The organism is Billgrantia zhangzhouensis (assembly GCF_021404465.1).
Lineage (GTDB): Bacteria > Pseudomonadota > Gammaproteobacteria > Pseudomonadales > Halomonadaceae > Halomonas > Halomonas zhangzhouensis.
Genome location: NZ_JABFTT010000005.1, coordinates 23,089 through 36,489, shown reverse-complemented (window position 1 = coordinate 36,489; position 13,401 = coordinate 23,089). Strand labels below are relative to the sequence as shown.

Genomic DNA, 13,401 nt, shown 5'->3' with positions numbered 1-13,401 from the left:
TAGACTGCCATTTAGGCAGTCGGTCTGAAAGGAGTGCAACATGACTAGGGATTCGGTTCATCACGCATTACCCACGGCGACCGTCGGTGAAACGCTTGCCGTGATGGGGGATGTCTTCGTTCCCAATATCGCCAAGGGTGTAATCGTGCGTCGGCCCAAGGCGGTGAGCATGGCGGAGAAGCTCGGCCTCGACCAGCGCGCTATTCGCCGCCTTCAGCAGCTCAACGAGAAGTACGGCCCCGGCCCGTTGATGCTCAACACCCCCGACAGCAGGCCAATGGCGCTGATCCTCGACCCCGATCACGCCAACCGGGTACTGAACGAGACGCCTGAGCCGTTCGCCACCGCCGAGTGGGCAAAGCGAAAGGCGCTGGAGCACTTCGAGCCTGATATGGCGCTGGTTTCTCATGGGCCCGAGCGCGCCGAGCGGCGGCGCTTCAATGAACAAGTGCTACAGAGCGAATGCCCGGTGCACGGCTTGGGTGCGCGATTCGCCAAGGTGGTGGAGGAGGAGGCCTGCGAGCTGCTCGACCATGTCGACAGGCACGACGGCAAGCTGGACTGGGACATGTTCGATTCGGCCTGGAGCCGGGTGGTACGTAGAGTGGTGCTGGGCGATACCGCTCGCGACGACCGGGGACTGTCCGATATGCTGACCAAGCTGCGCTCCGCCGCCAACTGGGCCTTCTTCCACCCTGGTCACGATCACCTGCGAGACACCTTCCATGAACGGCTCTGCACCTATCTGAAGCGTGGGGAGGCGGGCAGTCTGGCTGGTGAGATTTCCCGCATGCCTCTCAATGAAGATACCAAGCCGGAGCATCAGGTACCGCAATACCTGTTCGCCTTCGACCCGGCGGGCATGGCCACCCTCCGTGCCTTGGCACTGTTGGCCGCGCACCCCACCCACGCCGATCGGGCCCAGGACGAGATCGCCGGGAACGACCTGGAGCGCGCTCCCACACTCGACTACCTGCGCGCCTGCGTACTCGAATCGCTGCGACTGTGGCCCACCACGCCAATGGTGCTGCGCCAGACCACCGAGGAGACGAAGTGGGAGAACGGCGTAATGCCGGCGGAAACCTCCATACTCATGCTCGCTCCCTATTTTCACCGCGACGATCGCCACCTGGACGACGCCAACCGCTTCGACCCCGACCTGTGGCTGCAGCCGGGCGAAGCCGGCAATTGGCCGATGATCCCGTTCAGTGGTGGTACCGGCATTTGCCCCGGGCGGCGCGTAGTGCTGCTCGTCACCAGCCACATGCTGGCCCGACTGCTGAAAGGGCGGGAATACCAACTGAACCCGCCGACTCGACTGCTCAGCAGCAAGCCGATGCCACCGCTGCTCAACAACTACGACCTGGAATTCAAGAGCAAGGCGTATTGAGTGCCTGCCCCGGATGCGAGATACCCATCTCCTCGGCCAGGCTTGGCAGCCGCTGCGCCAGGAAATCGATGAGTTGGCGCACCGCGGGGCGTAGGCCGCGCCGGTAGGGATACACCGCATGAACCTGGCCATCAGGCAATTGCCAGTGCGGCAACAATACTTGCAACTCGCCGGTGGCCACGGCTTCGCGACAGACGAAGCTTGGTAGCAACACGAGGCCGATGCCGGCAATGGCGGCTTCTTGCAGGGCCTGCATGTCGTCGGTCACGAACCTGGGTGTCAGGGAAACGGTCTGGCTCGTGCCGCCTGGCTCGGTCAGGGTAAGGACATGGCGACCATCGGCGAAGCGCATGGAGAGGCTGGGGAAGCGTTCCAGGTCGGCTGGCACCTCCGGTGAGCCCAGATGCTCGACCAACGCGGGGCTGGCCACCAATACGGCAGTACTGACGGCGAATTGGCGCGAGACCAGCGAAGAATCCTCCAGCCGCGATCGAACGCGAAGGGCAAGATCCACGCCTTCGGCAATGAGATCCACGCGCCGGTTGGTGGCGTCCAGTTCCACTTCCACACGGGGAAAGCGCAGCATGAACTCGGGTAGGGCACGGGCGAGCAGCGTTTGCGATAGCGAAATCGGGCTGCTCATCACCACGCGACCGCGCGGCGTTTCCCGAACTTGTTCGATGACACCATCGGCCGCTTCCGCCGCCGCCAGCAGGTCGTGGCAGTGAGTCAAATAGGCGCGGCCGGTATCCGTCAATGTCAGGCGTCGCGTGGTCCGGTGCAGCAGGCGCACTTCCAGGCGCTCTTCCAACTGACTGATGCGACGGCTCAGTGTGGACTTGGGCATGCCCAGGGCATGGGCCGCGGCGGTGAAGCTGCCATGCTCTGCCACCGAAGCAAAGTAGAAGAGGTCGTTGAGGTCTTGCATGATCGCCTCGCCATAATTGTTCCATTTTTGGAACTAAGAATTCAATAATAACCGACTAGTCGCTTGAGTGGGTGAATCCTAAGGTGGGCTCATGGCGTTAAGCGCCTCCAACCGCCTCAAGGAGAAACCGATGAAACTACTGCACCTGGATTCCGGCCTGTTCGAGAAGCAGTCCATCAGCCGTCAGCTCTCTGCTCGCATCGTCGAACATTTGCAGGGCAGCTTGCCCGCACTCGAAACCGTCTATCGCGACCTGGTGGCAACGCCCCCGAGTCACCTCTCCGGCGAGATAATGGCCGGTGCGGGAGTGTCAGAGCAGGAACGCAACGGGCTACAGCACCAGGAGGCGCAGGTCACCGAGACCCTGCTGGAAGAATTTCTTTCCGCCGATGTCATCGTCATCGGTGCGCCGATGTACAACTTCACCATACCCAGCCAACTGAAGGCTTGGCTCGATCGTATCCTTCAGGCCGGCAGAACCTTCCGTTACACCGAAAACGGCCCGGTGGGGCTGGCCGGCGGGCGGCAGGTGATCATTGCCTCATCGCGTGGAGGCATCTACTCGCAGGGGCCCGATGCCGAGAACGATTTTCAGGAGCGCTACCTGCGCGCCGTGTTCAGCTTGATCGGTATCGACGATGTCACAGTGATCCGCGCCGAGGGTGTGGCCATGGGCGATGAAGCACGGGAAAGCGCCATGGCTTCTGCTCAGGCAGCCATCGCCCAAGCGGTCAAACCACGGCAGGCCGCCTGAGTTGCCGGGCAGTGCGCTAGTGTCGGTGTGAGTTGCGACTGATCTTTCGGTTCTGCCCATACGCATCACGAACGAGCGCAAGCAAGTAGATCACTGCGTCTGTTCCCCTGGCAGATATTCAGCCTGATGCTGACGTAGGGCCTGAATTCGCGGTAATGGTGGCAGTGCCGCCCGGCGAGCGCTATCTTGAGGCATCGGTACTTTCGGAAGCCCCGCCATGTCGGATGCCACCAAGCCGTTGTTCTGGCGCGATTCGCGCATGCCCCATGTGGAGCTGCGCAAGGTCGAGGACGGCCGCAAGATCTGCTACGCGCCGCATAGCCATACCCACTGGTCACTGGGCGCCATCACCGCCGGGGAGAGCACCTTTCGCTACCGCAGCGACCGCTATCACGTCAGCGCCGGTACCCTGGTCATGATGAATCCCGACTGGATGCACGCCTGCAGTGCCATTGATGACCGGCCCTGGGGCTACCTGATGCTCTATGTCGATACCGCCTGGCTGACCCGCCTGCGCTTCGACGCGGGGTTGTTGGATGCGCCGTGCTGGAAGGATATCGCCACCGCCGTGCTTGGCGAGCCCAGGTGGTACGAAGGCTACTGCCACATGGCGGAATGCCTGCTGGACTCGAACCGCGATCTGCTGGACAAGCAGACGGCCGTGGTCGAATACCTCGCCTCGTTTATGCACGAACTCGCCGGCCGGTCCGCCCAACCGTTGCCCGAGGCACCGGCCATGCTACGCGAGCTGGCCGCCTACCTGGACGAGAACGCGACGCAAGACATTTCTCTCGACGATCTGTGCGAGCGTTCGGGCTACAGCCCCGGCCACCTCATTCGCGCCTTCAAGCAGCACTTCGGCTTCACGCCTCACGCCTACCTGGTCAATCGTCGCATTCAGCTGGGCCAGCGTGAGCTGAAGGACGGCACGCCCATCGCTGAGGCAGCGCTGAACGCCGGTTTCTCCGATCAGCCGCACTTTCAGCGCACCTTCAAGCGGCTGGTGGCTGCCACGCCGAAGCAATATCGCCAGCCTTCGCTCGAGCAGTAACTCGGCGTCTATTCGAGCAGGAGATAGAGACAGCTAACGGCCAACAGCAGCGCCAACGTGCGGTTGACCGTCATCAGTACGGCTGGCCTGTGTACGTAGCGGCGCAGGAAGGCTCCCGCGTAGACCCAGCTACCCAACGACAACCAGCAGATCGGCAGGTAGAGCGCGGCGAACAGCAACACCTGATTCAGATCACTGCCGCTGGTATAGGCACCGATGCCCGATGCCGATGCCAGCCACGCCTTGGGGTTGAGCCACTGCATCAGCGCCCCTGTCATGAAACCCGGCGCCCGCCGGGCTTCGCTCTCGGTCAAGCGGCCATCGTCGCGGAACAGTCGCCAGCTCAGGTAGAGCAGAAACGCCACACCGGCCCAGCGCAATGCCCGATCCAGCCCCGGCACCACCGCCAGCACCGAATAGAGCCCCAGCCCCACGGCCACGAACAGCACCACGAAGCCCAGCGTCGCGCCGGTAACGAACACCAAACCCTGCGAGAGGGGATAGCGCGTGCCGCTGCTCAGGCAGACCAGGTTCACCGGCCCCGGCGAGATCGAAGCCGCAAGGGCAAACGCCGACATCGGCAGAATCATGGCAAGGCTCATCGTCATCCTCCTGGGTAGCAATGAGCCAAGCCTGCCTCGTCGTTAGGGCGCGGTATTGAACGAAATTGAGGTGTTACTTCCCGAGTGCCGCCAACAGCAGTTTGGCCGTCGGCTCGGAGGAGGGTGGGTTCTGGCCGGTGATCAGCCGCCCGTCCTGGCGGGTGTAGGGCGTGAAGACATCGGCCTTGAAATAGTGGGCGCCGCCCTCCTTGAGTGAGTTTTCCACCAGATGCGGAACGATTTCGGTGAGGCCCACGGCCTCTTCCTCCTCGTTAGTAAAGCCGGTGACCTGGCGGCCACGGATGATCGGATTCCCTTCCTCGTCACGCGCATGGAGCAGCACGATGGGAGCGTGGCATACGGCGGCAACCGGTTTCTGCTGTGCCCAGAAGGTTTCGATCAGGTGGATCGAATCCGCATCGTCGACCAAGTCCCAGAGCGGGCCATGGCCGCCGGGGTAGAAGATGGCGTCGAAATCGTCGGCGCTGACCTCGCTCAGTTTGTGCGTATTGGCCAGCGCCTGCTGGGCCCGATCGTCCTGCTGAAAGCGGCGGGTAGCCTCGGTCTGGCTCTCCTCGGCGTCACTCTTCGGGTCCAGCGGAGGCTTGCCACCCTTGGGCGAGGCCAGCACCACCTCGGCACCGGCGTCCAGGCAGGCGTAGTAGGGCGCCGCCAACTCCTCCAGCCAGAAACCGGTAGGCTCATCGGTATCGCCGAGACGGTCGTGAGAGGTCAATACCATCAGAATGCGTGAACTCATGAAGCTCTCCTTTCTTGGATGCCGGTGGCCAACCGAATCCATGGTTTACAGGCTATACAGGAGCATAGCGTGTCTGTTGCCGTATGGCCTAAAAGCATGCGGCAATAACAGGCTACCCTTAAGAAGGTGTTGCCCTCGCTCCTCACGAATGTCACTGGCGTCACAGGCTGTCGGACCAAGGCGCCTTATGGATGATGAAATGAAGACGAAAAATAATCTAGGTGCTCTGAGTAATCCTCAATCAAAGTGTATTGATTTTTTTAGGAAAATCGGATGCGGAAAAGTCGTAACTGATACGTTGGAAGTGACGATTAATTTTCATCCTGATCGTTTGACAGCAACAGGAATGCCTGTGCTGGCAGCGATTAACAGTGATGGAGTGCTGAAATCACAGTTCGAAACACGAACCAGTAATGGAGGTCTAACCGCCTTTCCAGGCGGTGCTCGGTGGGTATGGGAAAGCTGTGCATTCAAGGGCGTCTACGATAGCTGTGCGCCTTCCGCACGTCCGAAGTATGGGGCTTTGAACTATAAGAAGCTTGCTTCTGGAGGCTCTCCTCGCTTCGGCTCCTCGTATTTCAAGCTCAAGTCGACATTGCTGGATAGGGTGACATTCTGTTACCCCGAAAGCTTTTTTGGCCCTAGAGGCTACGGGGCAGGACCCTATGTAGGACACTTGATTGAAATGGCGGATACCGATGAAAGAGATTCTCTTGATCACTATATCGAAGCGCATATTCATGGAGTGATAAATATTTATGAAGATATTCAGGCGTTGGTGCTGGATCCTAGTTACAAGAATACCGAAGTTGAAAGGTTGGCTAGTGAGTTGCCTTTTGAGATTACATGGCACTTGGGGTTTAAGTTGTTGGCTGAAAAAATGAACCAGCATCCTGGCTTTCGAGGGCATGAAATAGTCAGGGCAGGCCAAGAAATTGCCGTCGATGGCTGGCTGACACCGGAAATCATAGGAAAGGCGGTTAACGAAGAAGTCATGGATGCTCAGAAGTTGAAAAAAATTTGGCACTATCTGGCTCGCTTCGGAGACCAGAACCTGTAAATGCCAGTGCGTTTTGGTCATTGCAATCTAGGCCTAGGCTGCGAATGGACCCGACATGCAGCCAAGGAGGGAAAGTATGTTGCTTGGAGGGTTCTACCGCTGTGGTGCGGTTCGTTTCAGCGTCGAATCGCCGCATCCAGACCCTTCTCAACACTGCTACTGCTCCATCTGCCGCAAGAACGCTGGCAGTGGTGGTACGCCATCAACCTGAGCGATCACGACGAGACATAGCAGGTCGAGGGGGCAGCGCATCAGGGCGTTTATCATGCCGTGATCGATGACCGGAAGAGTTTGAACAGCAAAGCCGCCTGGGTGGAAGGCGAGGCGAAGGAAGGCGATCGCTGCTTCGCCGGCTACTCCGAGGAGAGTATCGCCGAGTGGCATCAGCATCGAGGGCTGGAAATGCCTTGAGTGTATCGCAGCGTCAGGCTCACTTTCGCCCCAGGTTGTCGATGGCGCCTCTTCTCAGCAACTTCAGCAAGCCGGTGCGGCATGCCCTGAGCAGTGGATAAAGCCGTGCCGCGCGCTCCTGGCTCGCAAAGAGCCGATACATCGTTCGATTGAACGCGCCGCTGCGGGTACCGAGCAGGGTGAGGCGGTGCAGAGCCTCGTTGCCGTGATACCAGCGCTTGCCGATTTGCAGGGCAAAGCCCTCATCCAGATCGATGCCCCGGGCGGTGAGTTCGCGGCGCGCCTCGCTTGCCTGCCTGGCGTCGATGAGCTCCAGTTCCCCGACTTCCCTGCGAATGCGCTGCCAGCGCACGTAGCGCCGGCACATTGGGCATTCGCCGTCGTACACCAGGCGGAGCTGGCGGTTCGGCCGATCTCGCTCGCTGGACTCGCTCTCCGGCATCTTGCTCTCCCTGGCTACGTTGGCGAGGCTTCATTAACGACATGGGGGCTAAGTAGTGTAGTGGCAAGGTCGGCAAGAAAGCGGGTAAGAGCAGGCGTAGAATTAGCCGAAAGATCCGATTCGCGGTATACCAGGTTTCGAGCATCGATCCGCATCAGGAGGCAAACAACAATGAGCTTCGGCAAGACGACACCGATACTGCGTGTTTTTGATGAAGCCAAGGCTAGGGAGTTCTACATTGAATTCTTGGGCTTTGCGGTGGATTGGGAGCATCGCTTTGCCGAGGGCATGCCGCTGTACCTGCAAGTCTCCAAGAGCGACTGCGTGTTGCACCTCTCCGAGCACCATGGCGACTGCAGTCCGGGGGCGGCGGTGCGCATAGAGACCGACGAACTCGAAGCTTTTCACAAGCAACTGAATGCCGCTGGCTATCCGTACGCCAAGCCGGGGCTGGAAACGATGCCCTGGGGCTGCAAGGAGATGAAGATTGCAGACCCGTTCGGCAACCGGCTCATTTTCACTGATGCCATCAGTACTTGAGCACCTTAGAGGAAACCATCACGGACGATGCAACGAAACGCGACCTCATCGAGCGCTACATTGCCGCCTACAATGACTTCGACATCGAAGGAATGGTGGCCATTCTGGCACCGGACATTGAGTTCGAGAACTACTCGGGCGAGGAGCTGACCACCTTGGCAAGCGGCATCGAGGAGTTTCGTCTGCTCGCGCAGCGGGCCAAGGGGCTCTTCACCGAGCGCTTTCAGCGTGTGGCCTCTCTGGTTTTCAGTCAGGACGGCGCCACGGCCGAGATCGACTACCATGGCCGCCTGGCGCAGGACATTCCCGGCGGGCCGAAGGCGGGCAGCCTGCTCGAACTGAATGGCACCACCGAGTTCACGTTCGGCGGGGGGCGAATCGTCAGAATCGTCGACCGTAGCTAAATTGGCCATCGGCCGCCATGGGACACCTAAATGGAAGCAAACATCGCCATACGTGAAGAAGCAGCTGCCGATATAGACGCCATACACGACCTAACTGTCGCGGCTTTTCGAGAAATGGAACACAGCAGTCATACCGAGCAGTTCATCGTCGCCGAATTACGCGCTGCTGGCGCCTTGGCAGTATCGCTGGTAGCGGAGAGGGAAGGTCGGGTGGTGGGCCATATCGCTTTCTCGCCGGTAAGCGTCTCGGATGACACCACGGGCTGGTATGGCTTGGGGCCGGTTTCCGTACTGCCGGAATACCAGCGGCAGGGTATCGGCAAGGCGCTGATCAAAGAGGGCTTGGCTCGGCTGCAAGCCATAGGCGCCCAAGGCTGCTGTCTCGTCGGCCACCCTGAGTATTACGTCAAGTTCGGGTTCCGTAATGTACCTGGGCTCGTCTATGAAGGCGTGCCGCTGGAATACTTCTTCGTGTTGCCCTTCGGCGAGCGTGTCCCGCAGGGTACTGTTAACTTCCACGAAGCTTTTCTTGCAGATGGACAATCATGAAAACCCAGTCTACGGAGGAATCGCATTGAAAAAGGTCTTGGTGGTTACCGGCGGCAGCCGGGGCATCGGTGCGACCACCGCCCGCCTGGCAGCCGCTGGCGGCTACGCCGTGTGCATCAACTATCGCCACAACGAGGCGGCAGCACAGGCCGTGGTCGAGGAGATCGCCCAAGCCGGCGGCAAGGCGATTGCCATAGCGGGGGATGTTGGCAACGAGGACGACGTGATGCGCCTGTTTGCCGAAGTTGACGAGAAGCTCGGCCCGGTCACGGCGCTGGTCAACAACGCCGGCATTCTGGAAAGGCAGATGCGGGTGGAGGAGATGGACGCCGCGCGCCTGAGCCGGGTACTGACCACCAACGTGATCGGCAGCTTTCTTTGCGCCAGGGAGGCCGTGCGGCGCATGTCGACCCGGCACGGTGGGGAGGGTGGGGCGATCGTCAACGTCTCCTCCATCGCCTCGCGGCTCGGCGCGCCGGATGAGTACGTCGACTACGCCGCTGCCAAGGGCGCTATCGACAGCTTCACCATCGGCCTGGCCAAGGAGATCGCGGGCGAGGGCATTCGGGTCAACGCCGTGCGCCCTGGGGTGATCTACACCGAGATCCATGCCAGCGGCGGCGAGCCCGGCAGGGTCGAGCGGGTAAAGGCGGGCGTGCCCATGCAGCGCGGCGGGCAGCCGGAAGAAGTGGCTCGCGCCATCCTCTGGCTGCTCTCCGATGAAGCCTCGTACGCCACCGGTACGCTGTTGGACGTAACCGGAGGAAGATAGCGGCGGCAGGCCATGCTTTAGCCTAATGTCTATGTTGCTTTTAAGTGTTACTCAACGTTAATTTTCGTAAACAAAGCCGCAGAGACGGCTCTGACCAAAAAACACAAGTATGCAGGGAACTAACCGGTAACCAGTTGCCGGGTAGATTCTTGTGTTCCCGAGCCCGCCTTCTGTTTTCCCCTCTTAAATCTCCCACACAATGCTCGATGTCCAGTCTGGGCAAAGCCCCGAACTGTGGACAAACTAAAGGCAAACTCGCTATGTTGCCGCTTCGGCACGTTTACCCAGGGCTGGGGAATTACAGGAGCAGGAATCCTCATGATTCGCTTTTCTACGCTAGGCGCTGTATCGGTCAGCACGCTGACTGCCGTGTTGCTCACCGGCTGTGTCGCCTATAGTTCCGGCGGCGACTATTCGCGTTCCCATGCGCCCGGTGGATACGGCATTCCGCCAGGGCACATGCCTCCGCCGGGTGAGTGCCGTATCTGGTATCACGACTCTCCGCCCGGTCAGCAGCCGCCTCCCGGTGACTGTTACGACATGCAGCGCCGCGTACCGCCAGGGGCTGCTTTGATTCGCGGCTAATGCTATGTACCTTGGCAGTTATTTTTACCGAGCGGTGGCAGGAGCACCTGCAATTCAGCTCGCACCTGTAACCTGTAGCGCGGCGTTTCGCCGGCCAATCTACCCACGCCGCTACATGACCAAAACCTGATGTCACCATGCCGTGCCACCGATTGCCGAAAGGTGTGGACCCGTGTGGTAGACTGCGCGCCTCGGCTTGCGTCAGCAACACTTCCCCATCGGTAGCCCGTCATGGAAATCAAAGTCAATTTTCTCGAAAATCTCAGGCTTGAAGCCAAGTTTGACGATTTCACCGTCATCACCGACCAGCCCATCCGTTACAAGGGCGACGGCTCGGCGCCAAGCCCGTTCGACTACTTCCTGGCGTCTTCCGCGCTGTGTGCGGCCTACTTCGTGCGGGTCTACTGCCTGGCGCGCAACATCCCCACCGAGAACATTCGGCTTTCTCAGAACAACATCGTCGATCCGGAGAACCGCTACAACCAGATCTTCAAGATCCAGGTCGAGCTACCGGAGGACATCTCCGAGAAGGACCGTGAGGGCATCCTGCGCTCCATCGACCGCTGTACCGTGAAGAAGGTGGTGCAGACCGGCCCCGAGTTCCAGATCGAGACGGTGGAGAACCTCGACGAGGACGCCCAGGCCCTGCTGATGGTGCAGCCCGACGAGGACGCCTACACCTGGATCGAGGGCAAGGACCTGCCGCTGGAGCAGACCATCGCCAACATGTCCGGCATGCTGGCCGAGCTGGGCATGAAGATCGAGATCGCCTCCTGGCGCAACATCGTGCCCCACGTGTGGTCACTGCACGTTCGCGATGCCGCCTCGCCGATGTGCTTTACCAACGGTAAGGGGGCGACCAAGGAGAGCGCGCTGTGTTCAGCACTGGGTGAGTTCATCGAGCGCCTGAGCTGCAACTTTTTCTACAACGACCAGTTCTTCGGCGAAGAGATCGCGAACAGCGCTTTCGTGCACTACCCCAACGAGGAGTGGTTCAAGCCCGGGCCCAACGACGCGCTGCCCGAGGGCATCCTCGACGCGTATACCCGCGAGATCTACGACCCGGAGGGCGAGCTGCGCGGCTCACACCTGATCGACACCAACTCCGGCAAGCGGGAGCGGGGCATCGTCGCCTTGCCCTTCGTGCGCCAGTCGGACGGCGAGACGGTCTACTTCCCCTCCAACCTGATCGAGAATCTCTACCTCAGCAATGGCATGAGCGCCGGCAACACGCTGCAAGAGGCGCAGGTGCAGTGCCTCTCCGAGATCTTCGAGCGTGCGGTGAAGCGCGAGATCCTCGAACAGGAGCTGGCGCTGCCGGACGTGCCCATGGAAGTGCTCGAGCGCTACCCGGGGATTCTCGAAGGCATTCAGGCGCTGGAGGCCCAGGGCTATCCGGTGCTGGTGAAGGACGCCTCACTCGGCGGCCAGTTCCCGGTCATGTGCGTGACCCTGATGAACCCGCGCACCGGCGGCGTGTTCGCCTCCTTCGGCGCCCACCCTAGCTTCGAGGTGGCGCTGGAGCGCAGCCTCACCGAGCTGCTGCAGGGGCGCAGCTTCGAAGGCCTGAACGACTTCCTGCCGCCGACCTTCAACTCCCAGGCGGTGTCCGAGCCGAATAACTTCGTCGAGCACTTCATCGACTCCTCGGGGCTGGTTTCCTGGCGCTTCTTCAGTGCCAAGAGCGACGTCGAGTTCGCCGACTGGGACTTCTCCGGCAGCGATTCAAACAGTACGGAAGAGGAAGCGGCCACCCTGTTCGGCATCCTGGAAGAGCTGGGCCTCGAGGCCTACATGGCCGTGCACGAAGACCTGGGCGCACCGGTGTGCCGCATCCTGGTGCCGGGCTACTCCGAGGTGTACCCGGTGGACGACCTGATCTGGGACAACACCAACGTGGCGCTGGACTACCGCGAGGACATCCTCAATCTCCACGCCCTGAGCGACGAACGGCTTGCCGACCTGCTGGCGCGCCTGGACGAAAGCCAGCTCGACGAGCACATGGACATCATCACCCTGATCGGTATCGAGTTCGACGAGAACACCGTTTGGGGGCAGCTCACCATCCTCGAGTTGAAGCTGCTGATCAATCTTGCGCTTGGCCAGCATGAAGAGGCCTTGGAGCGGGTCGAGATGTTCCAGCAGTACAACGACAACACCGTGGAGCGCGGACTGTTCTACCAGGCCATGGCCGCGGTGCTGGAGATCATGCTCGACGACGAGCTGGAGCTCGACGACTACCTGCACAACCTCACCCGCATGTTCGGCGAAAAGACCATGGCCGCAGTGGTCGGCTCGGTGAGCGGCGAGGTGTGCTTCCACGGCCTCACGCCCACCAACATGCAGCTCGAAGGCCTGGAGAAGCACCAGCGCCTGATCGAGAGCTACAAGAAGCTGCACGCCCATCGCGCCAAGCGGGCGGGGTTGTGCACTCCCACCTGAGCGAAGGCGCTAGGTGTTCCGGGCCCTCATGGGCTCCGCCTGGCGCAGCACGAAGGCCAGCGCCTCGGCGAAGCCGTCCATCACCGGAAGGCCGTGGCGCCTGGCAAGCTGCGCACCGCGTCCGGCGAAGGCGCCGGAGCCCAGCACGATGGCGCGTGTCCCCTCCGCATGGGCTCGCTCGCAGAGGCTTGCCAGCCGCGTCTCGGCCAGGGGTGTGCGCGCTGCGGTCTCGCTGACGCCGATGCCAGTGGCCACTACGCGGCAGCGCTCCCTCACGCCGTAGCACTCACAGAGCGCCTCAATGGTGGCCACGGCGCCCTCGAAGGTGGTGATCACCGTGAAGGGGCCGCCGGTGGCGTCCGCGCGGCGAATGCCGGCCTCCGCCAGGCTGATCACCGGGGCTCCAGTCAGAGTGCGAGCCTCGGCGACGGCGATGTCATCGAAGCAGGCGAGGATATAGCCGGCGTAGCCCTGCGCCATGCGGCTTTCGATCAGCGCCATCACGTGGCCGGCGGCGCGGGTCTTGTCCTGCCTGCTCTCCACCGCCCGGGGCCCTTGATGCGGGCTCTCCGCCTCGATGATCACGCCGGGCGGCGCCTGAGCCTGCAGTACTTCCCGCACTCGCTGGGTGACGGTCGGGTTGGTGTTGGGATTGATGGCCAGCACGCGAACGGGGGCCGGCGGAGTGGCGTCTCCAGGGTAATGATTCAT

The 13,401-nt window shown here is 61.1% G+C and carries 16 protein-coding genes; 11 read left to right on the top strand and 5 right to left on the bottom strand.

Going from position 1 to position 13,401, the window contains the following annotated elements; translation table 11 throughout:
• Positions 1-40: 40 nt before the first annotated feature.
• On the top strand, positions 41-1,390 hold the full coding sequence (locus HOP51_RS07445; RefSeq protein ID WP_234273317.1) for a cytochrome P450: 1,350 nt from the start codon (positions 41-43) through the stop codon (positions 1,388-1,390).
• Here HOP51_RS07445 and HOP51_RS07440 read toward each other — a convergent pair.
• The gene (locus HOP51_RS07440; RefSeq protein WP_234273316.1) at positions 1,371-2,318 is read right to left on the bottom strand and encodes a LysR family transcriptional regulator; all 948 of its coding nucleotides are present in this window, start codon (positions 2,316-2,318) and stop codon (positions 1,371-1,373) included. The genes HOP51_RS07445 and HOP51_RS07440 overlap by 20 nt on opposite strands.
• 130 nt (positions 2,319-2,448) lie before the next feature.
• Between HOP51_RS07440 and HOP51_RS07435 the strand changes: the two genes are divergently transcribed.
• Entirely contained in the window at positions 2,449-3,072 is a 624-nt protein-coding gene (locus HOP51_RS07435) for an FMN-dependent NADH-azoreductase (RefSeq protein WP_234273315.1), read from the top strand.
• Between the two features lie 217 nt (positions 3,073-3,289).
• A complete protein-coding gene (locus HOP51_RS07430; protein WP_234273314.1) occupies positions 3,290-4,123 on the top strand; it encodes an AraC family transcriptional regulator in 834 nt (277 codons plus the stop codon).
• Positions 4,124-4,131: 8 nt separating this feature from the next.
• On the opposite strand, the gene HOP51_RS07425 is transcribed toward HOP51_RS07430, so the two are convergent.
• Together HOP51_RS07425 and HOP51_RS07420 are read right to left on the bottom strand one after the other, a co-directional pair.
• Positions 4,132-4,725 carry a LysE family translocator gene (locus tag HOP51_RS07425; protein ID WP_234273313.1) on the bottom strand — a complete coding sequence of 198 codons (594 nt, stop codon included), beginning with the start codon at positions 4,723-4,725 and terminating at the stop codon, positions 4,132-4,134.
• Positions 4,726-4,798: 73 nt separating this feature from the next.
• Entirely contained in the window at positions 4,799-5,485 is a 687-nt protein-coding gene (locus HOP51_RS07420; protein WP_234273312.1) for a type 1 glutamine amidotransferase domain-containing protein, read from the bottom strand.
• A gap of 187 nt (positions 5,486-5,672) precedes the next feature.
• Between HOP51_RS07420 and HOP51_RS07415 the strand changes: the two genes are divergently transcribed.
• On the top strand, positions 5,673-6,545 hold the full coding sequence (locus tag HOP51_RS07415; protein ID WP_234273311.1) for a DUF3626 domain-containing protein: 873 nt from the start codon (positions 5,673-5,675) through the stop codon (positions 6,543-6,545).
• 55 nt (positions 6,546-6,600) lie between these two features.
• Positions 6,601-6,756 carry a GFA family protein gene (locus HOP51_RS21155; RefSeq protein WP_455423585.1) on the top strand — a complete coding sequence of 52 codons (156 nt, stop codon included), beginning with the start codon at positions 6,601-6,603 and terminating at the stop codon, positions 6,754-6,756.
• Between the two features lie 219 nt (positions 6,757-6,975).
• Here HOP51_RS21155 and HOP51_RS07405 read toward each other — a convergent pair whose 3' ends face one another.
• Positions 6,976-7,398 (bottom strand): DCC1-like thiol-disulfide oxidoreductase family protein, encoded by a 423-nt coding sequence (locus tag HOP51_RS07405; RefSeq protein WP_234273310.1) that lies wholly within the window; start codon positions 7,396-7,398, stop codon positions 6,976-6,978.
• A gap of 171 nt (positions 7,399-7,569) precedes the next feature.
• Here HOP51_RS07405 and HOP51_RS07400 point away from each other — a divergent pair, with 171 nt between their 5' ends.
• From HOP51_RS07400 to HOP51_RS07375, 6 genes are all read left to right on the top strand, one after another.
• Complete coding sequence (locus tag HOP51_RS07400; RefSeq protein WP_234273309.1) at positions 7,570-7,938, top strand: glyoxalase superfamily protein; 369 nt, start codon at positions 7,570-7,572, stop codon at positions 7,936-7,938.
• On the top strand, positions 7,935-8,342 hold the full coding sequence (locus tag HOP51_RS07395) for a nuclear transport factor 2 family protein (protein WP_234273308.1): 408 nt from the start codon (positions 7,935-7,937) through the stop codon (positions 8,340-8,342). Before HOP51_RS07400 ends, HOP51_RS07395 begins: the two co-directional genes overlap by 4 nt.
• 30 nt (positions 8,343-8,372) lie before the next feature.
• On the top strand, positions 8,373-8,891 hold the full coding sequence (locus HOP51_RS07390) for a GNAT family N-acetyltransferase (RefSeq protein ID WP_234273307.1): 519 nt from the start codon (positions 8,373-8,375) through the stop codon (positions 8,889-8,891).
• A gap of 25 nt (positions 8,892-8,916) precedes the next feature.
• On the top strand, positions 8,917-9,663 hold the full coding sequence (locus tag HOP51_RS07385) for an SDR family oxidoreductase (RefSeq protein ID WP_234273306.1): 747 nt from the start codon (positions 8,917-8,919) through the stop codon (positions 9,661-9,663).
• 318 nt (positions 9,664-9,981) lie between these two features.
• Positions 9,982-10,248, top strand: a complete 267-nt coding sequence (locus HOP51_RS07380) for a hypothetical protein (protein WP_234273305.1) — start codon at positions 9,982-9,984, stop codon at positions 10,246-10,248.
• Between the two features lie 231 nt (positions 10,249-10,479).
• Positions 10,480-12,690, top strand: coding sequence for an OsmC domain/YcaO domain-containing protein (locus HOP51_RS07375; RefSeq protein WP_234273304.1), 2,211 nt, complete (start codon positions 10,480-10,482; stop codon positions 12,688-12,690).
• 9 nt (positions 12,691-12,699) lie between these two features.
• Here HOP51_RS07375 and HOP51_RS07370 read toward each other — a convergent pair whose 3' ends face one another.
• Entirely contained in the window at positions 12,700-13,401 is a 702-nt protein-coding gene (locus HOP51_RS07370) for an aspartate/glutamate racemase family protein (protein WP_234273303.1), read from the bottom strand.